Annotated in this window: 22 protein-coding genes; 12 read left to right on the top strand and 10 right to left on the bottom strand. The window is 65.5% G+C overall.

Going from position 1 to position 23,437, the window contains the following annotated elements; genetic code table 11:
• Window positions 1-56: 56 nt before the first annotated feature.
• The 4 genes from ugpC to JG743_RS07535 form a co-directional block, all read right to left on the bottom strand.
• Window positions 57-1,157: a sn-glycerol-3-phosphate ABC transporter ATP-binding protein UgpC gene (ugpC, locus tag JG743_RS07550; RefSeq protein ID WP_202299173.1), complete on the bottom strand. Its 1,101-nt coding sequence runs from the start codon at window positions 1,155-1,157 to the stop codon at window positions 57-59.
• Between the two features lie 10 nt (window positions 1,158-1,167).
• A complete protein-coding gene (locus JG743_RS07545) occupies window positions 1,168-2,082 on the bottom strand; it encodes an ABC transporter permease subunit (protein ID WP_202299172.1) in 915 nt (304 codons plus the stop codon).
• Between the two features lie 7 nt (window positions 2,083-2,089).
• Window positions 2,090-2,974: a carbohydrate ABC transporter permease gene (locus JG743_RS07540; RefSeq protein WP_202299171.1), complete on the bottom strand. Its 885-nt coding sequence runs from the start codon at window positions 2,972-2,974 to the stop codon at window positions 2,090-2,092.
• A gap of 87 nt (window positions 2,975-3,061) precedes the next feature.
• A complete protein-coding gene (locus tag JG743_RS07535; protein WP_202299170.1) occupies window positions 3,062-4,414 on the bottom strand; it encodes an extracellular solute-binding protein in 1,353 nt (450 codons plus the stop codon).
• A gap of 350 nt (window positions 4,415-4,764) precedes the next feature.
• On the opposite strand from JG743_RS07535, the gene JG743_RS07530 reads away from it, so the two are divergent.
• A complete protein-coding gene (locus JG743_RS07530; RefSeq protein ID WP_202299169.1) occupies window positions 4,765-7,212 on the top strand; it encodes a sensor domain-containing diguanylate cyclase in 2,448 nt (815 codons plus the stop codon).
• Here JG743_RS07530 and tlpA read toward each other — a convergent pair.
• Window positions 7,204-7,893: a thiol:disulfide interchange protein TlpA gene (gene tlpA, locus JG743_RS07525; RefSeq protein ID WP_202299168.1), complete on the bottom strand. Its 690-nt coding sequence runs from the start codon at window positions 7,891-7,893 to the stop codon at window positions 7,204-7,206. The genes JG743_RS07530 and tlpA overlap by 9 nt on opposite strands.
• Window positions 7,894-7,929: 36 nt before the next feature.
• Between tlpA and argH the strand changes: the two genes are divergently transcribed.
• The 6 genes from argH to JG743_RS07495 all read left to right on the top strand — a co-directional run bounded on the left by argH (window position 7,930) and on the right by JG743_RS07495 (window position 15,049).
• On the top strand, window positions 7,930-9,330 hold the full coding sequence (argH, locus tag JG743_RS07520) for an argininosuccinate lyase (RefSeq protein ID WP_202299167.1): 1,401 nt from the start codon (window positions 7,930-7,932) through the stop codon (window positions 9,328-9,330).
• Between the two features lie 88 nt (window positions 9,331-9,418).
• Complete coding sequence (locus tag JG743_RS07515; RefSeq protein ID WP_202299166.1) at window positions 9,419-9,625, top strand: hypothetical protein; 207 nt, start codon at window positions 9,419-9,421, stop codon at window positions 9,623-9,625.
• A gap of 51 nt (window positions 9,626-9,676) precedes the next feature.
• Window positions 9,677-10,945 carry a diaminopimelate decarboxylase gene (gene lysA, locus JG743_RS07510; protein ID WP_202299165.1) on the top strand — a complete coding sequence of 423 codons (1,269 nt, stop codon included), beginning with the start codon at window positions 9,677-9,679 and terminating at the stop codon, window positions 10,943-10,945.
• A 67-nt stretch (window positions 10,946-11,012) separates the two neighbouring features.
• A complete protein-coding gene (locus JG743_RS07505; protein ID WP_202299164.1) occupies window positions 11,013-11,954 on the top strand; it encodes a threonine/serine dehydratase in 942 nt (313 codons plus the stop codon).
• Between the two features lie 115 nt (window positions 11,955-12,069).
• On the top strand, window positions 12,070-14,655 hold the full coding sequence (locus tag JG743_RS07500) for a TIGR02302 family protein (protein WP_202299163.1): 2,586 nt from the start codon (window positions 12,070-12,072) through the stop codon (window positions 14,653-14,655).
• A gap of 28 nt (window positions 14,656-14,683) precedes the next feature.
• Complete coding sequence (locus tag JG743_RS07495; RefSeq protein ID WP_202299162.1) at window positions 14,684-15,049, top strand: glyoxalase superfamily protein; 366 nt, start codon at window positions 14,684-14,686, stop codon at window positions 15,047-15,049.
• Between the two features lie 78 nt (window positions 15,050-15,127).
• Here the strand turns inward: JG743_RS07495 and JG743_RS07490 are convergent, their stop codons facing one another.
• Window positions 15,128-16,006: a LysR family transcriptional regulator gene (locus JG743_RS07490; RefSeq protein ID WP_202299161.1), complete on the bottom strand. Its 879-nt coding sequence runs from the start codon at window positions 16,004-16,006 to the stop codon at window positions 15,128-15,130.
• 221 nt (window positions 16,007-16,227) lie between these two features.
• Between JG743_RS07490 and JG743_RS07485 the strand changes: the two genes are divergently transcribed.
• On the top strand, window positions 16,228-17,178 hold the full coding sequence (locus JG743_RS07485; protein ID WP_202299160.1) for a DMT family transporter: 951 nt from the start codon (window positions 16,228-16,230) through the stop codon (window positions 17,176-17,178).
• Between the two features lie 59 nt (window positions 17,179-17,237).
• Here the strand turns inward: JG743_RS07485 and JG743_RS07480 are convergent, their stop codons facing one another.
• The 3 genes from JG743_RS07480 to JG743_RS07470 form a co-directional block, all read right to left on the bottom strand.
• On the bottom strand, window positions 17,238-17,609 hold the full coding sequence (locus JG743_RS07480; protein WP_202299159.1) for a response regulator: 372 nt from the start codon (window positions 17,607-17,609) through the stop codon (window positions 17,238-17,240).
• A 94-nt stretch (window positions 17,610-17,703) separates the two neighbouring features.
• Window positions 17,704-18,246: a hypoxanthine phosphoribosyltransferase gene (gene hpt / locus JG743_RS07475; RefSeq protein WP_202299158.1), complete on the bottom strand. Its 543-nt coding sequence runs from the start codon at window positions 18,244-18,246 to the stop codon at window positions 17,704-17,706.
• A 167-nt stretch (window positions 18,247-18,413) separates the two neighbouring features.
• Entirely contained in the window at window positions 18,414-19,055 is a 642-nt protein-coding gene (locus tag JG743_RS07470; RefSeq protein WP_202299157.1) for a hypothetical protein, read from the bottom strand.
• Window positions 19,056-19,250: 195 nt separating this feature from the next.
• On the opposite strand from JG743_RS07470, the gene ftsE reads away from it, so the two are divergent.
• From ftsE to JG743_RS07455, 3 genes are all read left to right on the top strand, one after another.
• The gene (ftsE, locus tag JG743_RS07465) at window positions 19,251-19,910 is read left to right on the top strand and encodes a cell division ATP-binding protein FtsE (RefSeq protein ID WP_023757234.1); all 660 of its coding nucleotides are present in this window, start codon (window positions 19,251-19,253) and stop codon (window positions 19,908-19,910) included.
• Window positions 19,903-20,892 (top strand): cell division protein FtsX, encoded by a 990-nt coding sequence (locus JG743_RS07460; RefSeq protein WP_202299156.1) that lies wholly within the window; start codon window positions 19,903-19,905, stop codon window positions 20,890-20,892. Before ftsE ends, JG743_RS07460 begins: the two co-directional genes overlap by 8 nt.
• Window positions 20,893-21,068: 176 nt before the next feature.
• Window positions 21,069-21,782: a YdcF family protein gene (locus JG743_RS07455; protein WP_446720888.1), complete on the top strand. Its 714-nt coding sequence runs from the start codon at window positions 21,069-21,071 to the stop codon at window positions 21,780-21,782.
• On the opposite strand, the gene JG743_RS07450 is transcribed toward JG743_RS07455, so the two are convergent.
• The gene (locus JG743_RS07450) at window positions 21,772-22,395 is read right to left on the bottom strand and encodes a pyridoxamine 5'-phosphate oxidase family protein (protein ID WP_202299154.1); all 624 of its coding nucleotides are present in this window, start codon (window positions 22,393-22,395) and stop codon (window positions 21,772-21,774) included. The two genes, JG743_RS07455 and JG743_RS07450, sit on opposite strands and share 11 nt — an antisense overlap.
• 104 nt (window positions 22,396-22,499) lie before the next feature.
• Here JG743_RS07450 and JG743_RS07445 point away from each other — a divergent pair, with 104 nt between their 5' ends.
• Complete coding sequence (locus JG743_RS07445; RefSeq protein ID WP_202299153.1) at window positions 22,500-23,405, top strand: LysR family transcriptional regulator; 906 nt, start codon at window positions 22,500-22,502, stop codon at window positions 23,403-23,405.
• Window positions 23,406-23,437: the final 32 nt, after the last annotated feature.

Raw genomic sequence — 23,437 nt, 5'->3', positions numbered from 1 at the left:
GCAGGGAGTTCGCCGCGCCGCTCGCCTCGACCGTACGGAAAGGCGCTTGCTGGCGATCAGAGCGCGGGCACCAGCACGGATGCCTTGAACACGTCGAGGCGGCTTCCAGTCTCGGACGAGAAGAAATGCAGGTCGGCCTCGGCGAACTGCAGGCCGACGGCGCTGCCCGGCGTCGGATGCACGGTTTCCGACGTCACCACGGAAAACGCCGCGCCGTCGAGGTCGACATAGACGACCCGCCCGGCCCCGAGTTCCTCGACGAGGTCGACCGTCGCCTCGAGCGCGCCCGGCGTACCCGGCGCCACCATGCGCACGGCCTCGGGCCGGATGCCGACCGCGACCTTGGATCCGACCGCGAGGCCGGCGCGTGAGACGTTGAGCTTGCGGCTGTCGCCGAGCAGCGACAGGCCGTCAAGTGTTACCTCGCCGTCGAGCATGTTCATCGCCGGCGCGCCGACAAAGGTCGCGACGAAGCGGCTCGCCGGCCGGCCGTAGACCTCGGCCGGCGTGCCGACCTGTTCGACGCAGCCGCCATTCATCACCACCAGCCGGTCAGCCAGCGTCATCGCCTCGACCTGGTCATGGGTGACGAAGACGGAGGTAGCGTTGAGACGCCGGTGCAGCTTGCGGATTTCCGAGCGCATCTGCACGCGCAGCTTGGCGTCGAGGTTGGAGAGCGGTTCGTCGAAGAGAAAGACCTTCGGTTCGCGGATCATGGCGCGGCCCATGGCGACGCGCTGGCGCTCGCCGCCCGACAGCGCCATCGGCTTGCGGTCGAGCAGATGCTCGAGCTCCAGGGTGCGGGCGACCGCCTTGATGCGCTGGGTGCGCTCGGTGGCCGGAACACCCGCCACCTTCAGCGAATAGCCGATGTTCTGGGCGACGCTCATATGCGGATAGAGCGCGTAGTTCTGGAACACCATGGCGCAGCCGCGCTCGCGCGGCTCGAGCTTGTTAACGATCGTGCCATCGATGGCGATCGTGCCTTCGGAGATTTCCTCCAGCCCGGCGATCATCCGCAGCAGGGTGGACTTGCCACAGCCGGACGGGCCGAGGATGACGACGAATTCGCCCGACGCGATGTCGAGGTCGACGCCATGCACGACCTGCATCTTGGCATAGCTCTTCCTGACGTCGCGAATGGTGATGGAGGCCATTTTTGTCTCCCTATTTTTCGGTGGCGATCAGGCCGCGCACGAACCAGCGCTGCATGGCAACGACGACGACGAGCGGCGGCAGCATGACGATCAGCGTGCCGGCCATGGCGATGTTCCACTCGGGAATGCCGCCGACATTGGGGATCAGCTGCTTGAGCTCGGTCACCGCCGTGGCGTGGCTGGCATCCGTGGTGATGAGCAGCGGCCACAGATACTGGTTCCACGCCCACAGGAACATGATGGTGCCGAGCGCCGCCATGTTGTTGCGCGACAGGGGCAGCAGGATGTCGATGAAGAAGCGCAGCGCGCCGGCGCCGTCCATGCGCGCGGCCTCGGTCAGCTCGTCCGGCACAGTCAGGAAGAACTGCCGGTAGAGGAACGTGCCCGTGGCGGTGGCGATCAGAGGCATGATCAGGCCGGTGTAGGAATTGAGCAGGCCGAGGCTGAGCGACACCTGGGCGCCCGAGACCTTCTCGATCAGCCAGCTCAAGCCGGTCACGTCGAGGATCGCCTGGTAGGGCGACATGACGTTGGCGACGACCGCATAGGTCGGCACGATGCGCACTTCCAGCGGCAGCATCAGCGTGACGAAGATCAGCCAGAAGATCAGCATGCGGCCGGGATAGCGGAAATAGACGATCGAGAAGGCGGTGAGCGCCGAGATGATGACTTTGCCGGCCGCCACGCCGGCGGCCATGATGAAGCTGTTGAACAGCTTCGGTCCGAGATCGGCCGTCGTCCATGCCGTGTTGATGTTGACCCAGAAGTCGCTGCCTGGCAGCAGCGACATCGGCACGTCGTTGACGTCCTTCAGATTGTGCGAGGCAGCGATCGCCACGACAGCGAACGGCGCGACGCAAAAGACAAAGCCGATGAACAGGATGAGATGGGTGAGGAAATTGAGGATCGGTGTGCGCTCGACCATGCCCGCTTCACCTGTAGTGCACGCGCCGCTCGATGAAGCGGAACTGGAAGATGGTGAGCACGATGATCAGCAGCATCAGGATGATGCTCTGAGCGGCAGCGCCGGAATAATCGAGGCCTTTGAAGCCGTCGGAATAGATCTTGTAGACCATGAGGTTGGTCGCGTTCGCCGGACCGCCCGCCGTCATGATGTCGACGATGCCGAAGGAATCTTGGAAGCTCTCGGTGATGTTGATGACCAGCAGGAAGAAGATCGTTGGCGTGATCAGCGGGAACTGGATGTCCCAAAAACGCCGGATGACACCGGATCCGTCCATCGCCGCCGCCTCGACCAGCGAGCGCGGGATGGCCTGCAGCGCGGCCAGGAAGAAGATGAAATTATAGCCGACATATTTCCACGAGAAGGCGGCGATGATGGAGGCCATGGCATCGGCACCATCGAGGCCTGGGTCCCAGAAGCCCGGCCAGACCTGGTTGACGACGGCCATGAAGCCCGCCTCCGGCGCCAGGATGAAGCGGAAGGCCATCGCCAGCGCCGGTGCCGCGATGCCGTAAGGCCAGATCAGCACCACGCGGTAGAGCCGTGAGCCGGCGAGCTGACGGTCGGTCAGGGTGGCGAGCACCAGCGCGATGACCATGGCAAGGCCGGTGCTGATGGCTGCGAAGGTCAGGCTGGCGATGATCGAGTTCCAGTAGTCGGCATTGGCCAGGATCGAGCGGAAATTGTCGAGCCCGACCCAGATGTTGCCGCCGCCCCAGGGCTGCTGCAGCGTCAGCGACCAGTACACCGCCTGGCCTGCTGGCCAGTAGAAGAACGTGAAGATCAGGAGCAGCTGCGGCACCGCGAACAGGATGCCGATCGTCCATCGTGAGAAGGTTACGCGTTTTTCCATCGATCCGCCGAAGCCGCGGGGCAGCCATGCCCTGGTATGAAACGGCCGCCCGCCTGTTGTCGGCGGGCGGCCACGAAAGGCCGATGCTCAGGGCAGCGTCTTGTTCGGATAGGTCTGCTGGAAGCGGTCGAGGATGGCGTCGCCATTCTTGACCAGCGTGTCGATGCCGTCCTGGACGCTGACCTTGTTGGCGAAGATCGCCTGCATCTGGGTGCCGAACTCGGCGCGGATCTGGGTGAAATTGCCGAGACGGATGCCGCGGGTGATTTCCGTCGGTTCCGAAGCGGTCAGGCTGGCGATGGCGACCTCGCGGCCCTTGTAGGGCGCCTTGTCGTAGAAGCCGTTGGCCTTCATGTACTCGAAGCCGGACTTCGCTACCGGGATGTAGCCGGTGTTGCTCGACCAGAACAGAGCGGTCTTGGGGTCGTGGATGAAGTTGAGGAAGGCCGCGGCGCCCTTGTATTCCTCAGGCGACTTGCCGGACAGCACCCAGAGCGACGCGCCGCCGACCAGCGAATTCTTGCGCTCGGTGCCGGCATAGACGGGCAGTTCGGCGACGTCCCAGTTCATGCCTTCCTTCTGCGTCTTGCCGACCGTGCCGTGGTCGCCCACCGAAGTCATGATGAGCTGGCAGGTGCCGGAAGCGAAGGCCTGCACCATGTCCTGGCCGAGGTCCTTCGACTTGATCTTGATCAGGCCGGCGTCGTACCACTTCTTGAGATCGCCGACGTACTGGACGAACTTGGTCTTGTTCATCTCGAGGCGGGCGCCGAGACCGTCATAGCCGTTGTTCTCGGTGGCGATCGGCTGGTTGTGGATGGCCGAAAACTGCTCCATCAGCTGCCAGCTTTCGTTGCCGGAGATGTTGATCGCCATCGGGCAATCGTAGCCGGCATCCTTCAGCGCCTTGAGGTCGGCGCCGACATCTTCCCAGGTCTTCGGCGCCTCGGTCTTGCCGATCTTGGCGAAGGCGTCCTTGTTCCAGTACATCAGCGCGGTCGAGGAATTGAACGGGAAGGACAGCATCTCGCCCTTCGAGGTCGCGTAGTAGCGCGCGATGCCGGGGAAATAGTCGCTGTAGTCGATCTTGTAGCCGTTCTCTTCCATCAGCTTGTCGGCCGGATAGTAGGCGCCCGACAGCATCATCGTGGCGGTGCCGACATCGTAGACCTGCACGACGGTCGGCTGCTTGCCGGCGCGGAAGGCGGCGATGGTGTTCTGCAGCGTCGCGTCGTAATTGCCCTGGCTGGTGCAGACGGCCTCATAGTCGGTTTGCGAGGCATTGAAATTCTTGCACAGCGTGTCGACGACACGCGCGAGGTCTCCTGAAAGGCCGAACCAGAAATCGAATTTGACGGGCGCGGCGGCGGCAGGCTGCGCCAGCGTCAGGCCGAGAGCGCCGGCTGCGAGGGCGGCAAGGCCCTGCTTGATGATCGACATGGATTTCATTCCCTTTTGAGTGGCAGGTGGCATCAGGCTTTGCGCAAGTCCTTGCCCGCTCTCATAGAGAAGGTATGTGACAGTTCTGCTGTTGCCCCGGGGCCTGTGGAAGAGCCGATCGGCACCGCGAACCGGTCCACCTTCAGGGCCTCGTGAGTACCTTCGGCATTGGCGTCGGTCAGGTGCGGCAGGCGATATTGCCGCCACCGCATGACTGGTGCAGATCGTCTCGGGCACCTCTGCAACCGAACGCGCACGCCGTAGTTGCAGGAGCAATAACCGATTCTTCAACCGTCCAGCCCTAATCAATTTCATTGCTTGATTGTTGCGGGAAGATCAGGTGAAGCGAGATGTTGACGGTCTATAATTGTATCGTGCACGAACACGATTTGAGACTGGTCGCATTGGCGGCACTCATCTGTGGCATTTCTTCCTTCTCGGCGGTCAATCTGCTTCGCCACGTCGACCGCTCGACCAATAGAAACCACTATGCCTGGCTGATGATTGCCGCCACCTCGACCGGTTTCGGCATCTGGGCGACGCACTTCATCGCCATGATCGCCTTCTCGCCGGGAATACCGAACGCCTACAACACCGAGTTGTCGGTGCTATCGCTTGCCGCGGCCGTCCTGCTTACCGCCGCCGGCATGTGGATCGCCACCTTGCGCGGCGGCATCGAGCACTACCTTGTCGGCGGCGCCGTGCTCGGCGTCGGCATCGGCACGATGCACTATACCGGCATGGCGGCGTTCGAGGTGCAGGGCCGGGTCGTCTGGGATCACCTGCTTGTCGGGATCTCGCTGGTCGCCGGCATCACGCTTGCCGCGTTGTCGCTCTTTGTCGCGCTGCACCGCCCCTCGACACTGAGAACGATCAGCGCCGCCGTGCTTTTGACGCTGGCGATCTGCACCTTGCACTTCATCGCCATGGGCGCCGTGTCGATCTATCCGGATAGCTCGATCGAGATCTCGCAATACACGATCGAGCCGATGTCGCAGGCCTTCGCGGCGGCGGCCGCCAGCCTGGTCATCCTCGTGCTTTCGGCCGCTGCCCTATGGATCGACCTGCGCTTCCGCCGCCACCAGGCCGAGGCCGAGCGCATGCATGGCCTGGCCAACGCAGCAGTGGAGGGCTTGATCGTCTGCGACGGCACCCGCATCGTCAGCGCCAATGACAGCATTGCGGCCTTGTCCGGCATCGCATCAACGACACTGAACACCATGGTGCTTGGCGACCTCTTCGGCGAGCGTTCCGCCACCGCCATGGCCGAAGCCGACGGGCAGGCGCGGGAAACCGAGCTCAGAAGCCATGACGGCACCGCGATCCCCGTCGAGCTGATCGCCAGGACCATCGACTATTGCGGCAAGCCGCACAGCGTGGTCGCCGTGCGCGACATCCGCGAACGCAAGAAGGCGGAGCAGGAGATCATCCGCCTCGCCCATTACGACCCGCTGACCGGGCTTGCCAACCGCCGCAGCTTCAACAGCCGGCTGGAGGCGGAGATCGCCGCCGCGGGCCGGAGCGGCAAGGGCGGCCAGCTCGCGCTCATGCTGCTCGATCTCGACCGGTTCAAGGAAGTGAACGACCTGTTCGGCCATGCCGCCGGCGACGCCATGTTGCAGAAGGTGGCGCAATGCGCCTCGAGCAAACTTCGCCGCGGGCAGATGCTGGCCCGCCTCGGCGGCGATGAATTCGCCATCATCGCGCCCAACCTCCCCGACCCGCAGGCGGCAGGCCGCATCGCCGAGGCGGTGTTGGCCGCCATGCGCGAGGAAAACCGGCTGTCGCCGGGCGGCGGCCTGGTGTCGGCCAGCATCGGCATCGCGCTCTACCCGCTGGACGCCGACGAGCAGGCCTCCCTCATCAGCCACGCCGACACCGCGCTCTACCGCGCCAAGGCGGAGGGCAAGGACACCTATCGCTATTTCGAAGCCTCGATGGGCGCCGAGGCGCGCGACAGGCGGGTGATGGAGCACGATCTGCGCCAGGCGGTGGCGCGCGACGAATTCCGCCTCGTCTACCAGCCGCAGAAGGAGATCAGCACCGGCAGGATGATCGGCTTCGAGGCACTGCTCCGCTGGCACCATCCCGAGCACGGCGACATCTCCCCCGCCGTCTTCATTCCGGCGGCCGAGGACAGCGGCGCCATCATCCAGATCGGCGAATGGGTGCTGGCGGCCGCCTGCGAGGAAGCCGTCCGCTGGAAGAACCCGCTGATGGTCGCGGTCAATGTCTCGGCCGTGCAGCTGCACAATCCGAACTTCAGCCGCAGGGTGCACGAGGTTCTGCTGCGCTCCGGCCTGGCGCCGGGCAGGCTCGAGCTGGAGATCACCGAGACGGCGCTGGTCAAGGACATGCCGCGCGCGCTGGCGACCTTGCGGCAGGTCAAGGCGCTCGGCGTCCGCGTCGCCATGGACGACTTCGGCACCGGCTATTCCTCGCTCTCCAACCTGCGCGCCTTCCCCTTCGACAAGATCAAGATCGATGGCTCCTTCATCAAGTCGGTCGACAGGAACGGCCAGGTCGCGGCCATCGTGCGCGCCGTGCTGGGTCTCGGGCGCGGCCTTGGCCTGCCGGTGCTCGCCGAAGGCGTCGAGACGCTTGGCGAGCTCAGGTTCCTCGACGCCGAGGACTGCGAGATCGGCCAGGGTTTCTACCTCGGCAGGCCTGGTCCGATCGAGGCGTTCGGCGAGTTGACCGGCGTCAGGGCGACGGCTGCCCCAGACGGCGCCGCCGTCAAGCAGCGTGGCGGCAGCATCCTGATGCTGGAACCGGCGGCGGCCCTGCGCTCAGCTTGAAGGAGCAAGCGCGGCTTCGACCAGCCGCCTGGCATCCGCTCCCGACCATTCGGCCGGCCCGTTCATATGGGCGATCAGACAGCCTTCGGCGTCGATCAGCATGGTGACCGGCAGGCCAAGCGCCAGGCCGCGCGTCTTGACCTCGTTGAACAGGCCCAGCGTCGGGTCCCGGTAATAGCCGAGCGTCGCGACACCGATTTCGCTGAGGAACTTCTTCGGCTTGGCGTCGTCGCCGGTATCGACATTGACCGCCACCACCTGGAAGCGATCGCTGCCCATTTCCTTCTGCAGCGCGTCGAGCGCCGGCATCTCGGCGCGGCACGGCGCGCACCACGTCGCCCACAGATTGAGCAGCACCGTCTTGCCCGCCTGGTCGGCGAGCGTCATCGGCTTGCCGTCGGGACCGTTGAAGGCGAGGCTTTTCAGCGACTGCGGCGGATCGGCCGGCAACAGCGCCGCGACCTGGCCGGTGGCCTTGGCGGCGACCTTCTTGGCCCGCTCGGCCTTGGCCGCGCAGGCGGCATCGTCCTTGCCGCTGGTGGCTGCGGCAACTTCGGCCGGCGCGTTGTTGCCAGAACCGCTCTCGCTGACATATACCGCCACCGCGCCCGCCAGCACGCCCGCCACCAGGGCGGCAAGGATCAGGCGCGGGGCCGGGAATAATTGATTGCCGTCTGCCATTTTCTTCAAAACTGCTCCGGAGCACGGGTTATAGCGATGAGCGACAAGAAGGCCAGCAACCAGATGTGGGGCGGACGTTTTGCCTCGGGTCCGGCCGCGATCATGGAAGCGATCAACGCGTCGATCTCGTTCGACCGCAAACTCTATGCGCAGGACATAAGAGGTTCGATCGCCCATAGCGAGATGTTGGCTGAAACGGGCATTATTTCGGCGGCCGATCAACAAAAAATCGCTCACGGCCTGAACACGATCCTGAAAGAGATCGAGGCCGGCACATTCGAATTCTCGACTAGGCTGGAAGACATCCACATGAATGTCGAGGCGCGTCTTGCCGACCTCATCGGCCCTGCCGCCGGCCGCCTGCACACCGCCCGCTCGCGCAACGACCAGGTGGCGGTGGATCTCAGGCTCTGGGTCAAGGACGAGTGCTTCCGCGTCGCCGAGGCGCTGAAGGGGCTGATCGCCGCCTTCCTCGAGCGCGCCGAGGAGCATGCGGCGACGGTGATGCCGGGCTTCACCCATATGCAGGCGGCGCAGCCGGTCACCTTCGGCCACCATTGCATGGCCTATGTCGAAATGTTTTCGCGCGACCTGTCGCGCGTCCGCGACGCCATCGAGCGCATGGACGAGAGCCCGCTCGGCGCGGCGGCCCTCGCCGGCACCAGCTTCGCCATCGACCGTCACCAGACGGCGAAGGCGCTCGGCTTCCGCGAGCCGATGCGCAATTCGCTCGACAGTGTTTCCGATCGCGACTTCGCACTTGAGTTTCTCGCCATGGCGGCGATCTGCGCCACGCATCTGTCGCGGCTCGCCGAGGAGATCATCATCTGGTCGACGCCGCAATTCGGCTTCGTCCGGCTCTCGGACTCATTCTCCACCGGCTCCTCGATCATGCCGCAGAAGAAGAACCCCGACGCCGCCGAGCTGGTGCGTGGCAAGACCGGGCGCGTCAACGGCCATCTCGTCGGCCTTTTGACGGTGATGAAGGGCATGCCGCTGACCTATGGCAAGGACATGCAGGAAGACAAGGAATCGGTCTTCGACGCCGCCGAGACGCTCGACCTGATGCTGGCCGCGATGACCGGCATGGTGCGCGACATGACCGTCAATGCAGCCGCGATGAAGAAGGCCGCCGGCTCCGGCCATGCGACGGCGACCGATCTCGCCGACTGGCTGGTGCGCACGCTGGGCCTGCCCTTTCGCGAGGCGCATCACGTCACCGGCCGCGCCGTGGCGCTGGCCGAGGACAAGAAGGTCGGGCTGGAGAAGCTTTCGCTCGAGGATCTGCAGTCGATCCATCCCGGCATCACGGAGGGCATCTTCTCCGTGCTTGCCGTGCAGAATTCAGTGAAGAGCCGCGTGAGCTTCGGCGGCACGGCGCCCTCGGAGGTGCGCAAGCAAATCCGCTACTGGAAAAAGCGGCTCGCCAAGGCGTGAGCCGAGCGACGGCCCGATTTGCCGGGGTGCAAAGGCGCGAAATTTTCGCTAGAAGCAGGCAACGAATTTTCTCGCACGGATGGGATCGATGACCGCAAGCAGGATTTTGGTGACGCTCGCGCTGCTCGCGGCGATGGCTGCCGTCACGGCCTGCGGCCGCAGGACGGGCCTCGACACGCCCTACGAGGCGGCCGTGCAGGCGCGCAAGGATGCCGAGAAGGCCAATCAGCCCGTGCCGCCGGAGCCGGAAAAACCGATCGAGGACAAGAAGTTCATCCTCGACCCACTGCTCTAGAGCCGATGAGATCACCGATCTCATCGCGCTTCAACATCCGGAACCAGTCTCGTGAACCATTTCGACTACCGCGACGGCGTGCTGCATGCCGAAGACGTCGCCATTCCTGACATCGCGGCGCAGGTCGGCACGCCGTTCTACTGCTATTCGACGGCGACGCTGACCAGGCATTTTCGCGTCTTCAGGGACGCCTTCCCCGGGCTCGACGCGTTGGTCTGCTACGCCATGAAGGCCAACTCCAACCAGGCGGTGCTGAAGACGCTGGCAAGGCTTGGTGCCGGCGCCGACGTGGTGTCGGAAGGCGAATTGCGCCGGGCGCTGGCCGCCGGCATTCCAGCCGGCAAGATCCTCTTCTCGGGTGTCGGCAAGACCGCGCGGGAAATGGACTTCGCCCTTTCCGCCGGCATCCTCTGCTTCAACGTCGAATCCGAGCCGGAGCTGGAACTGCTCTCGGCGCGCGCGACCGCGCTCGGCAAGGTCGCGCCGGTCTCGCTGCGCATCAATCCGGACGTCGACGCCAGGACGCACAAGAAGATCTCCACCGGCAAGGCCGAGAACAAGTTCGGCATCGCCTGGCAGCGGGCGCGCCAGGTCTATGCCCGCGCCGCGCAACTGCCGGGCATCAGGGTCACCGGCATCGACACCCATATCGGCAGCCAGATCACCGAACTGCAGCCTTTCGACGACGCTTTCGCGCTGCTCGTCGAACTGGTCGGCACGTTGCGCGCCGACGGCCATTCCATCGAGCATGTCGATCTCGGTGGTGGCCTGGGCATCCCCTATCGCGTCGACAACAGCCCGCCGCCGCTGCCCGATGCCTATGCCGAGATCGTCAGGAAGCACGTCACCAAGCTCGGCCTCAAGGTGATGTTCGAGCCGGGCCGGCTGATCGTCGGAAATGCCGGCATCCTGGTCTCCGAGGTCATCTTCGTGAAGGAAGGCGACGCCAGGAACTTCCTGGTCGTCGACGCCGCCATGAACGACCTGATCCGGCCGACGCTTTACGACGCCTTCCACGACATCCGCCCGGTCGTGCAGCCGCCGGCGGCGACGCCGCGCATGAAGGTCGATGTCGTCGGGCCGGTCTGCGAGACGGGCGACTTCCTGGGCCTCGACCGCGATCTGCCGCGGCTGAAGGCCGGCGATCTCATCACCGTCGCCACCGCCGGCGCCTATGGCGCGGTGCAGGCCGGCACCTACAACACCCGCCTGCTCGTGCCGGAAGTGCTGGTCGACGGCGACCGTTTCCATGTCGTGCGCCCACGCCAGACCTATGACGAGCTGATCGGCTTGGATTCGATCCCGGACTGGTTGAAATAGGCAGGCGGCGCCACGAACTCATTCAGGCTGTCGTGTGGACAACGCCGGCATGGTTAGGAAGCGAATCATGACCAACCCCAGCACCATCACCCGCGAACGCATCGCCGCGATGGAGCCGCGCATCCGGCCATACGTGCGCCACACGCCGGTGCTGCGCGTCGACATGGCCGATTTCGGCAAGGCGCCGCTCGCCGTCGACCTCAAGCTTGAATGCCTGCAGCATTCGGGCTCGTTCAAGGCGCGCGGTGCCTTCACCAATCTGCTGGAGCGTCCCGTGCCCGCGGCCGGCGTCGTCGCCGCGTCCGGCGGCAACCACGGCGCAGCGGTCGCCTATGCCGCCATGCGGCTCGGCCACAAGGCCACCATCTTCGTTCCCGAAGTGAGCCCGCCGGCCAAGCTGGCGCGCATTCGCGGCTACGGCGCCGAACTGGTCGTCGGCGGCGCGCGCTATGCCGAGGCGCTGACCGCCAGCGAGGACTTTGCCGCAAGCACCGGCGCGCTGCAGATCCATGCCTTCAATCAGGAGGAAACGCTGGTCGGGCAAGGCACGCTCGGCCTGGAGATCGAGGCCGATCTGCCCGAAATCGACACGCTGCTCGTTGCCGTCGGCGGCGGCGGTCTGATCGGCGGCATCGCCGCCTGGTTCGCCGGCCGCATCCGGATCATCGCAGTCGAGCCGGAGGGCGCGCCGACGCTCTATCGCGCCTTCGAGGCCGGCCGGCCCGTCGATGCGCCTGCAGAGGGCATCGCCGCCGATTCGCTGGCGCCCAAGCGTGTGGGCGAAATGATGTTCCCGATCGCCGAGGCCTATGTCGAGCGCTCGCTGCTGGTTAGCGACGACGACATCGTCGCCGCGCAGAGGGCGCTCTGGGACCGGGTGCGAATCATGTCCGAGCCGGGCGGTGCCGCGGCCTTCGCGGCGGTGCTCTCCGGCCGCTACCAGCCGTCGCCGGGCGAGCGTGTGGCGGTTCTGGTCTGCGGCTCCAACACCGATCCCGCAAAATTCTGACCATAAAAGCGGAAAGAACGGTTCACGTTTTTGGAACCCGCCTCGCCTTTGCCGTGTTTGCTGGTACACTTCGAGTCCTGAGGTTCGGGCCATCCCGCCCGGACAGGAAGGGCCGATGACGCAACGACCCACTTCCAGCGGCGATCGCGGCCTGGCCGGGCGTCTTGCCTTGAGCCGGCTGGCGACGCGGGCCTCCATGGTGGTCGAGCGTGGCTGGCCGCTGCTTTTGCCGCTGCTCATCCTTGCCAGCCTGTTCCTCAGCATCTCTTGGCTCGGCCTGTTCCCGCTTCTGCCCGACGTCGCGCGCATCGGCGTGCTGTTTGTCTTCGCCATCGCCGCCCTCGCCGCGCTCTACCCGCTGCGCGTCTTCCGCTTGCCGACGGCCGCCGAGATCGACCGGCGCATCGAAGCAGCCAACGAACTGCTGCATAGCCCGGTGCAGGTGCAGACCGATCGCCCGAGCGGCCACGAAAGCATCTTCTCGCAGGCGCTGTGGCGCGAACATCAAAAGCGCATGGCCGAACGGCTGGGCAGCCTTGGCGCCGACCGGCCCCGCGCGCGCGTTCCGGAGCGCGACCGCTGGGGCCTGCGCGCCGTCGCGGCGCTGCTCCTGGTCACCGCTTTCGCCTTCTCCTTTGGCCCCTCGGGCGGCAGGATAAGCGACGGCTTTGTCGCCCGCGCCGCGCGCGACGCGGTTCCGCCGCGCATCGACGCCTGGGTGACGCCACCTGCCTATACCGGCAAGCCGCCGCTCTTCCTTACCGCCGACGCCAACCAGGCGGCCGCCACCTTCACCGTGCCGCAAGGCAGCGATGTCTCGCTGCGCGTCACCGGTGGCTCGGGCGAGGAGACGCTGAGCTTTGCCGACAGGGACGGCAATGCCCGCGCCATCGACCCGGCCGGACCGCAGGCCGCCAAGCCGGTGTCGACAGCAGCACCCAAAGTGCGCCAGTTCAGCGGCAAGCTGACCGGCGACGGCGTGCTGACGCTGAAATCGGGCGAGGACGACCTCGGCCACTGGGCCTTCGCCGTCATCCCGGACAAGCCGCCGACGATCCGCTTTGCCGGCGAGCCCAAGCGCGCCGTCAACGGCGCCTTCGAGCTCAACTACCAGATCGACGACGATTACGGCGCGGCCTCGGCCAAGGCGGAGTTCGCGCTGGCCGACCCGCAGGCGCCGAGCGCGCATCCGCTCTACGGTCCGCCCGACATGCCGCTGGCGCTGCCGCGCCGCGGCGGCAAGGGCAACGCCGCCAAGACCAGCAAGGACCTGACCGAGCACGTCTGGTCCGGCGGCAGCATCAAGCTGACGCTCAGCGCCACCGACGACGCCGGCCACACCGCGACCAGCGAGACCAAGACGCTGGTGATGCCCGAACGGCCCTTCGCCAACCCCCTGGCGCGCGCGGTCATCGAGCAGCGCCGCATGCTTGGGCTCGACGCCAATTCCAAGCCGCGCGTGCTCGAGCTGATGGATGCCATCACGCTGCGCCCCGAGGACACGTTCGACGACATGTCGCACTACCTCGCCATCATGAGCGCCCGCAGCCGGCTGAAAATGGCCGACAATGACGACCAGCTGCGCAATGTCGTGTCCTATCTCTGGGAAATCGCGCTCGGCATCGAGGAGGGCAATCTGTCGGCGGCCGAGCGTCGGCTGCGCCAGGCGCAGCAGGCGTTGCAGGACGCCATCAACAGGGGCGCCAGCGACGAAGAGATCGACAAGGCGATGAAGGAACTGCGCGAGGCGATGAACGAGTTCCTGCAGGAATTCGCCGAGCGCGCCAAGCAGAACCCGAACGCACCGCAGATGCAGCAGAATGGCCAGGAGCTGCGCCAGAGCGACATCGAGCGGATGATGGACGAGATCGAGAACCTAGCCAAATCCGGCGATCGCGACCGCGCCCAGCAGCTGCTGTCGCAATTGCAGGACATGATGAACAACCTGCAGGCCGGCCGTCAGCAGCAGGGCGGCGAGCAGGACAGCGAGATGCGCCAGCAGATGGACAAGCTGGGCGAGATCATGCGGCGCCAGCAGGAGATGATGAACGACACCTTCCGCATGGACCAGATGCAGCGCGGCCTGCGCCAGCGCGGCGAGAACCGCGACGAGCAGCTGGGCGAGAACGGCGGCGGCCAGGACGAGGACGGGCCGGGACAGGGACAGGACCGCGATCCGCTCGCCCGCCCGAGGCCGATGACGCCGCAGGAATTCGCCGACGCGCTGAAGCAGCTGCAGGAAGGCCAGGGCAAGCTGCAAAGCGATCTCGAGCAGTTGAAGAAGGGCCTGGAAGGCCTCGGCATGCAGCCCAACGAGGGATTTGGCGAGGCCGGCAAGTCGATGGGTAATGCCGAGCAGGCGCTCGGCGAAGGCGACGGCGACCAGGCCGTCGGCCACCAGGGCCGCGCGCTGGAGGCGCTGCGCCGCGGCGCCAAGGACATGATGAAGCAGCTGCAGGCCATGCAGGGCGACCAGGGCGGCAGCGAGCAGGGCGGCCGCCAGCAGGACGCCGACCGCGACCCGCTTGGCCGGCCACGCGCCACCCGCGGGCCTGACGACGGCAATTCCGTGAAGGTGCCGGACGAGATCGATGTCCAGCGCGCGCGCCAGATCCTGGAGGCGATCCGCAAGCGGCTCGGCAACGCGCTCAGCCCCGACATCGAGCGCAGCTATCTCGAGCGGCTGCTAGAACTGAAATAGTCCTCCCCTCATCAACGGTCGCAACGCCATGCCGAAGCTCGGTGCCGTCACCCCGATCCTGCGCATATTCGACGTCGCCAAGGCGCACGAGTTCTATCTTGGCTTTCTCGGTTTCGCGGTGCGGTTCGAGCACCGCTTCGACGACAATGCGCCGCTCTACACCGGTATCGTCCGCGACGGCTGCGAGCTGCATCTGAGCGAGCATCACGGCGACGGGTCGCCGGGTTCGCACATCCGCGTCGAAGTGGCCGACATAGCGGCACTGCACCACGAGTTGATCGACAGGAAGTATCGGTTCGCCAGGCCTGGTCTGGAGACGACGCCGTGGGAGACTAAAGAGGTCACCGTCATCGATCCCTTCGGCAATAGCCTGACCTTCTACGAAAAGGCCTAACCTTCTGCGAAAAGAAGGGCTGAGCGGCGGCCTGCCTTCCGCCGCTTGCCGGCCGGACCGGCTGCCGGGAGCGCCGGGTCAGGAGTCCAGTGGCGCGCCGGGCGTCAGCGTGAACGCCTCGCGGATGGCATTCTCCATGCTATCGATCGCTTCGCCGGCCGCTGCCGGGTTGCGATGCAGCACGACATTCGAGGAATCGATGTCGCCGAAACCGTCGGCTGCGGTCAGCTCGCGGCAGCCGATCGGGATGTTGCTGCGCGAGATCGGCGCGATCGCCAGGCCGGAGGTGACGGCGAGCTTGAGGCCGCCATTGGTGTCGCTCGTGTAGGCGACGCGATAGGCAAGGCCGCGCTGCTCCAGCGACTTGATGGCGAAGTCGCGGCACCAGCCGTCACGGCTGTAGAGCGCGATCGGCACCGGCCGTTCCTCGTGCCTGTGGTGCGTCTCGGACGTCACCCACACCGTCGGATCGTGCATCAGCACCTCGCCGCCCGCGAGGTCCTGCCATTCGAAGACGACGGCAAGATCGAGTTCGCCGGCCGCGACCGCCGCTGTCTGTGCGCCCGAATGCGCGTAGCGTACCGTCACCTCGACCTTCGGGTGACGCTTCGAAAACGCGCCAAGGGCGCGCGACAGGATGGCATGGCCATATTCTTCGGGAATGCCGATGCGCACCGGGCCGCCAAGCGGCGCCGCCGCCAGCGACGCCGCGGTCTCGTCGAGCAGCGAAACGATGCGCCTGGCGTTGCCGATCAGTTCGCCGCCGCGCCGCGTCAGCGCCACGCCACGCGAACCGCGCTCGAACAGGCTGTCGCCGACCATGCCCTCGAGCTTCTTCATCTGCATCGACACCGCCGACTGGGTACGGCCCGCCTGCTCCGCCGCCTTGGTGAAATTGCCGGTTTCGGCCACCGCGACGAAGGTGCGCAGGAGATCGCTGTCGAGCGTCGGTTTCATCGCGTCACACCATAAGCAATTTTGATTGCTGGCATCATTCCAATTCGTTTGCAACATGTCAAACGCCGGAGGATAGTCACGTTACCCATTGGATAAGCGGCCCTTGAAACCGGCCGTGGACCAATAAGAGTCCTCACTCATACCCGCTGCCCGAAACGGTGGCGGGTTCTTTTTGCCGCAAGCGTCGGGTTGGGATCGCGCCAACACAGGGGGCCAGGAATATGCAGAACAGGATGGTGCTTGGCATCCTGAGCCTCTGTCTGGGCGTGCTGGTGTTTTCGCTACAGGACCCGCTCGTCAAGGCGGTGTCGAGCCTCTATCCGGTCACCGAGGTGATGGCGATCCGCGCCATCGTCGCCCTGCCCATCCTGATCGTCCTGGTGCACGTCGATGTCGGTTTGCCAGCGCTGCTGTCGAAGCGCTTCGCAATGCTGACGCTGCGCGCCTTCATCCAGTTCAGCTCCTACACCGCCTATTATCTGGCCATCGCCGCCCTGCCGCTGGCCGACGCGGTGGCGCTCTATTTCATGGCGCCGCTTTTCATCATGGCGGTTGCCGGGCCCTATCTTGGCGAACGGGTCTCCTGGCAGACGCTGGCGACCGTCCTGGTCGGCTTGCTCGGCGTCATCGTGATGGTGCGGCCGGGCGCCGGGCTGTTCGACTGGGCGGCGCTGCTGTCGCTCGGCTCAGCCTTCCTCTACGGCTTCTCGCAGCTGATGGCCCGCAAGATAAGCGATACCGAATCCTCGACCGTCATGGCGTTCTACCAGAACGGCGCCTATCTGACCGGCGCGGTGCTGGTCGCCGCACTGTTCCGGCTTGCCGGGATAGAGCACGCTGTCCACCCCAGCCTCGAATTCCTGGTGCGGCCCTGGACCTGGCCGGCATTGCCCGATCTTCTCAAGATGGTGGCCTGCGGCTTCGTCGCCTCGGCCGGCATGATCCTGCTGTCGCAGGCCTACCGGCTGGCGCCGGCCAACCGCGTCGCGACCTTCGAATATACCGGAATCATCTGGTCGCCGCTGTGGGGCTTCCTGTTCTTCGCCGAGGTGCCGCGCTCGACGACGGTGTTCGGGGCCGCGCTCATCATCGGCGCCGGCCTGCTTGCCTTCCGCACGGAGCGGCGCAGGTCTGCTCCGCCGCTGCTTGTACCGACCGGCGACATGGCGTGACCGCCGGCAACGCTCGTGAGTCCCGATGACCGTGGAGGGCGGACCTGCGGCTCGCAGCCTCAGGCGAAGCAGTTCAGAGCGCGTCCGACGCGGGCACGGATTTCGGCCAGCGTGAACGGCTTCTGCATGACGTCGAGGATGATGCCGTTCAATTCCTCGGCGCGCTCGCGCTGGTCGGCATAGCCGGTCATCAGCATGATCTTCATCGACGGGAACAGCGCCGCCGCCGCCGTGGCCATCTCGATGCCGTCCATCTCCGGCATGCGGATATCGGAGACCACGAGGTCATAGCCACCCCGGGCCGCCTCGATCAGGGCAAGGCCCTGGGCGCCATCGCAAGCGATGGCCACGCTGTGTCCGTCGCGTTCGAGCGCGCGGGCGGCGAGGGTGCGGACGGACTCATCGTCCTCGACGATCAGAAGCTTTGCCATGGCGAAATACATGGCGGGGAAAAGTTGACTTTTTCTGAAAATTCGAAGCGTCGATGGGCCTTTTCAGAATTCGTTCCGGAGTGCCCACAGCGCCTCAGGCGTCGCCCTTGACGACACCGACAAACGGCAATTCGCGGAAGGCATGGGCGACGTCCATGCCATAGCCGACGACGAAATAGTCCGGGCAGTCGAAGCCGACATAATCGGCATTGAGTTTGGTCTGGCGGCGCATGCGCTTGTCGAGCAGCACGGCGATGGCGCAGCTTCTGGCGCCGCGCGACAGCATGAGGTCGCGGGTGAAGGAGAGCGTCTTGCCGGACTCCAGTATGTCGTCGATCAGCAGCACATCGCGGCCGGCCACCTCATTGTCGATATCGCGTAGCACCCTCACTTCGCCGCTCGTGGTGCCGGCGCCGTAGCTGGAGATGAAGATGAACTCGACCTCGGGCGACAGGCCGACATCGTGCATGGCCCGGATCAGGTCGGCGGCGAAGATGAAGGACCCCTTCAGCACCGAGATCACCAAAAGATCGTTGTAGTCGCGCCCGGCGATCTCCTTGGCGAGTTCCAGGTTGCGGCGGGCGATCGCCGATGCCGAAAACAGGACCTCGATATCCTTACCGCGTACAACTGGCATCAACTACCTTCCAAAGAAAATCGCCCAGGCGTTTTGAGATTCAGGTCAGGCCGCACCGAAAATGGCGGGTTCCGAGAACCGGAGCGGAGCGTACTTAAGGTACGTGAGCACCGGAAGCGCAGGAAACCGGCATTTGCAGGCCGGCATCACCTGAATATCAATACGCCTCAACCGGCGAAGGTGACCGACACGGCCCTTACGCCGTTTCTAGGCACATCGAGGCGGCTGGAAAAGCCAAATCTTTCGCCGGGCGCCAGCGAGCGGCCGGATGTCCCCAGCGTATAGCGGGTGACCTGGCTGTCGTTACCGGTGACGCGGATCTCCAGCGGCGGCATTTGCTCGGCCCGGGCCCCGTCATTGGCCGCTTCGCCGTCGACGAACAGCACCGGCTTCGGCCCCGACGCGTCGATGCGCGACGTGATGTCCGAGATGCTGAACGCCGCTGCCGGCTGCGCGGCATTCCAGAACGGCGATTGACGCACCAATGCATGGCCGCCGGAGACCCAGAAGGCGGCGAGCGCCGCGCCGACGCCAGCAACCCAGAAAAGCGGTCCGCCGCGCGAAGCGGGCTGCCGCTCGACCGCGGCTTCCGGCTTGCGCAGCATGTCCATGCCTTCGATGGAGGGCGTGGCGGTCGTACGGGAAGGCGACGCCGGCGGCGCTTCCGGCGCGGCGGAAAGACGCGGCAGCACCTCGTAATCGGCATCGACAATGTCGATCACCGGCTCGCGCGGCTCCAGCGCGGCACTTGTCCCCAGCCCGGCCATGATTTCGCCGGAAACCGGGCGCGCGGTTCGATCCTCAGCCATATGGCTCCAGTACTGAAAGCACCTGTTCGCTGTTCGTTTCTTTTGGGTAAACGCAAATGGTTAACGCTTCCCCACCGGGACCCCGGTGATGCATCGAAAAGCATCGAAAATTAACCAAGCGTTAACCATGCGGGCCGATGGTCTTTTGAGAGAAAGGGCTGGCGTTTCGCCGCCGCAAGTTCCAGGTCGTCGAACGTGATCCGCTTCGAAAATGTCGGCCTCCGCTATGGCATGGGTCCGGAAATCCTCCGCGACATTTCCCTGCACATACCGGAGCGCTCGTTCCAGTTCCTGAGCGGGCCTTCGGGTGCCGGCAAGACGACGCTGCTACGCCTCCTGTTCATGTCGCTGAAGCCGACGCGCGGCCTGATCACCATCTTCGGCAAGGACCGCTCGCGCATCTCGCGCAGCGAACTGCCGCATCTGCGGCGCCGCATCGGCGTCGTGTTCCAGGATTTCCGCCTGCTCGACCATATGACCACATATGAGAATGTCGCCCTGCCCTTGCGCGTGCGAGGGCGCGAGGAGGCGAGCTACCGCACGGACGTGACCGAATTGCTGAAATGGGTCGGTCTTGGCGAGCGCATGCATGTGCTGCCGCCGGTGCTCTCCGGCGGCGAGAAGCAGCGCGCGGCGATCGCCCGCGCGCTGATCGAGCAGCCCGAGATCCTGCTCGCCGACGAACCGACCGGCAATGTCGATCCGCCGCTGGCGCGCCGGCTGCTTCGGCTGTTCATCGAGCTCAACCGTCTCGGCACCGCGGTTGTGATCGCCACCCACGACCTCGGCCTGATGGAGCAGGTCGACGCACGACGCATGATCCTCGCCGGCGGAAGGCTGGATATCTATGACTGAGCTTTCCGCCGAACATCTCCACGACCAGCCGGCCGAGATGACCGGCGTGATGCAGCGCGCCCAGCGCAGGATGGCGCCGATCGTGCCGGCACAGAACATCGCCGGACGGGCGCTGGTGCTGGTCATCGCCATCATGACCTTCCTGTCCTGCTTGACCTTCGGCGCCGTGACGCTGGTGCGCGACACCGCCTCGGTGTGGGAAAACCAGATCTCGCGCGAGGCGACGATCCAGATCAAGCCGGTCGACGGCCTCGACATGGAGGCCGCCCTGGCCCAAGCCTCGCAGATCGCCGGCGAATTCCCTGGCGTCAAGGGCACCAAGATCATCGACCGAGACGCCACCGCCCGCCTGCTGGAGCCGTGGCTTGGCACAGGCCTCAACATCGACGAATTGCCGGTGCCGCGCCTCGTCATCGTCACCATCGACGAGAACAGCCCGCCCGACTTCGCAGCCATGCGCGCGGCAATCACGCCCAAATTGCCGAGCGCCGCACTCGACGATCACCGCACCTGGGTCGACCGGCTCGTCGCCATGGCCCGCACCACCGTGACCATCGGCATCGCCGTGCTGGTGCTGATGCTGTCGGCGACGGTGCTGACGGTGGTGTTCGCGACGCGCGGCGCCATGGCCGGCAACGGCCATATCATCGAGGTGCTGCATTTCGTCGGCGCCGAGGCGCGCTTCATCGCGCGCGAATTCCGCTGGCATTTCCTGGTCACCGGCATGAAGGGCGCCGCCGCCGGGGGCGCTGCCGCGATCTTGGTCTTCATCGTCTTTTCCTGGTGGTCGTCGCGTAACATGGCCACGCCGCAGGCCGACCAGGCGACCGCGCTGTTCGGCAATTTCGCCATCGGCTCGGCCGGCTATCTCGGTGTCGGCCTGATGGTGCTGGTGATCGGTGTGCTGACGGCGGCGACTTCGCACGTGACGGTTGTCACCTATTTGAGCGACATCGACATGCGCCAGCCGGATGGAGGCTGAGCATGACCCGGAACCGGGCGTCAGCGAACGCTGACGTGGTCATGTTCAGCAAGGGTCTGATCACGCAAGGGAAACTGCCGTAACGCAATGTGCGCCTTTTCATCTATCAAAGGCCGCATTTCAGGATTAACCATAGGATGATGGACGCGCGGGACACGACCGGAACGGCTGGACGGATGCCAGTTGTTGGTACCCCGGCGCATGGGCGCGGCAATCTGGCCCGCCTTGTCATATTCCTTCGGATCTGTGCTTTCTCGGTCCTGGCGCTGGCAGCCCTGTTTGCCGGTGGCTTCGGCTGGTTCGCCAGCACCGTCAGCCACATGACGACGCCCGCCAACCCCGCCAGGGCCGATGCCATCATCGTGCTCACCGGCGGCCAGTCGCGGCTCGACGCGGCGATGGACCTGCTCGCCTCCGGCAAGGGCGAGCGCTTGCTGATCAGCGGCGTTCATCCTTCCGCCAGCCGCCGCCAATTGCAGGCCGCGACCGGCGGTGACAAGGCGCTGTTTTCCTGCTGCGTAGACATCGACCGCGCCGCGCTCGACACGATCGGCAATGCCGAGGAGAGCGCCAAGTGGGTGGAGAGCCACGCCTATGGCAGCGTCATCCTCGTCACCAACAATTACCATATGCCGCGCAGCCTGCTGGAGATGGGGCGGCTGCTGCACGGCGCCAAGCTGGAGCCCTATCCGGTGGTCAACACCAATCTCGGCAATGGCGGCTGGCTGACCAAGCCGGAAGCGCTGCGCGTGCTTTTGACCGAATACAGCAAATATGTGCTGGCGCTGGCGCGCGGCATCGTCCCGCTGCGCCAAACCGCCGACGGCATCGCCCTGGCCGAAGCCTCGGTGGTCAAGAGCGAGAAGCCGCCGGCCCGCATCATCCCGTAGCGGCGGCCCCACTCAGGCGGGCGATCTCCTGCTCGAGGGCAGCAATTCGCCTGTCGCGTTCAGCCAGCGCCGCCGCAACGTCTGCCGCCTCGAAGCGCTGCGGAATGTGCTGCGGGCAATTGGCATCCCATGTCGAGACCGTGAACAGGATGACCTGCTCGGGACGCGCCTTGTAGCCTTGTGGCATCAGGCTCGCCGTCAGTTCGGCGTCGCCCTCGATGACACGCGCCCTGCCCCAGATCTTGATGCGCTGGCGGTGGGCATAGTCGATCAGGAACAGGAAAGCTTGCGCATTGTCGGCCAGATTGCCCTGGGTGATGAACTGCCTGTTTCCCGAGAAGTCGGCAAAGCCGATCGTCTTTTCGTCGAGCACCTTGAGGAATCCCGCAGGTCCGCCGCGATGCTGGATGTAGGGCTGGCCTTCGCCATTGGCTGTTGCAAGAAAAACGCTGGTCTGCGCCGCGATGAAAGCCGCAAGGTCGGGCGTGATGACATCCCGCCAGCCGCCGCGCTCTTCGACACGGGAATAGGCCTCGCGCGAGCCCTTGCGCGCCTGGATCGCCTTGACGCTCGGCGTGAAGGCCACGTCGCTGGTGAAAGCATGGGCGTTCATATGGCGCTGTCCTCCAATGCTGGTGATGCGCCCAAAGATAAGCCTTCCATATTTTGGATGCAGATGGCATATCTGGAATAGTTCCTTCCATTTTCCGGAAGACCATGGATCGCCTCGAAGCCATGACGCTTTTCGTCGCCGCGGTGGAGGCCGGCAGCCTTTCCGCCGCGGCGCGCCGTTTCGGCATGCCGCTCGCCACGCTCAGCCGCAAGGTCTCGGAATTGGAACGGCACCTCAACACGCGCCTGCTCTACCGCTCGGCGCGGCGACTGACGCCGACCGCTGCCGGGGAGGCCTATCTCGCCGCCTGCCGCCGCATCCTGGACGAGGTCGGCGATGCCGAGCGCGCCGCAGCCGGCGAATACAGCGCGCCCAAAGGCGAACTGGTCGTCACCGCGCCGATCGTCTTCGGCCGCCTGCACGTGCTGCCGGTGGTCACCGATTTCCTCGCCGCCTATCCCGAGGTCTATATCCGGCTGACGCTGTCGGACCAGATAACGCAGCTGGTCGACGAGCATATCGACCTTGCCGTGCGCATCGGCGATCTGCCCGATTCCAGCCTTGTCGCCATCCGTGTCGGCGCGATCCGCCGTGTCGTGTGCGCAAGCCCGGCCTACCTTGCGGCCCATGGCACGCCGCAAATCCCCAAGGACCTGGCTGTGCACAGCTGCGTTACGTTCGACAACCTTTCGGCCCCTGCCACCTGGGTCTTCGCCGGCGGCAAGAGCGAGATCACCGTGCCGATCCATTCCAGGCTTCGCGTCAACACCGCGGAAGCCGCCATCGACGCCGTGACCGCCGGCGTCGGATTGACCAAGGTTCTGTCCTACCAGGTCGCCGCCGCGGTGCACTCTGGCGCGCTTCAGGCCGTGCTACGGGAGTTCGAGCCGCCGCCATGGCCGGTGAGCCTCGTCCATGCCGGACAGGGCCTGCTGCCGGTCAAGCTGCGCGCCTTCCTCGATTTCGCCGCCCCGCGGCTGAAGGAGCGCCTGACGCAAGCGATGTGGTAGGAAATCGGGCCTGGCCTTCGACCTCGAGCCGT

This window comes from Mesorhizobium sp. 131-2-1 (assembly GCF_016756535.1).
Lineage (GTDB): Bacteria > Pseudomonadota > Alphaproteobacteria > Rhizobiales > Rhizobiaceae > Mesorhizobium.
This window is presented reverse-complemented; position numbering and strand designations above follow the sequence as displayed.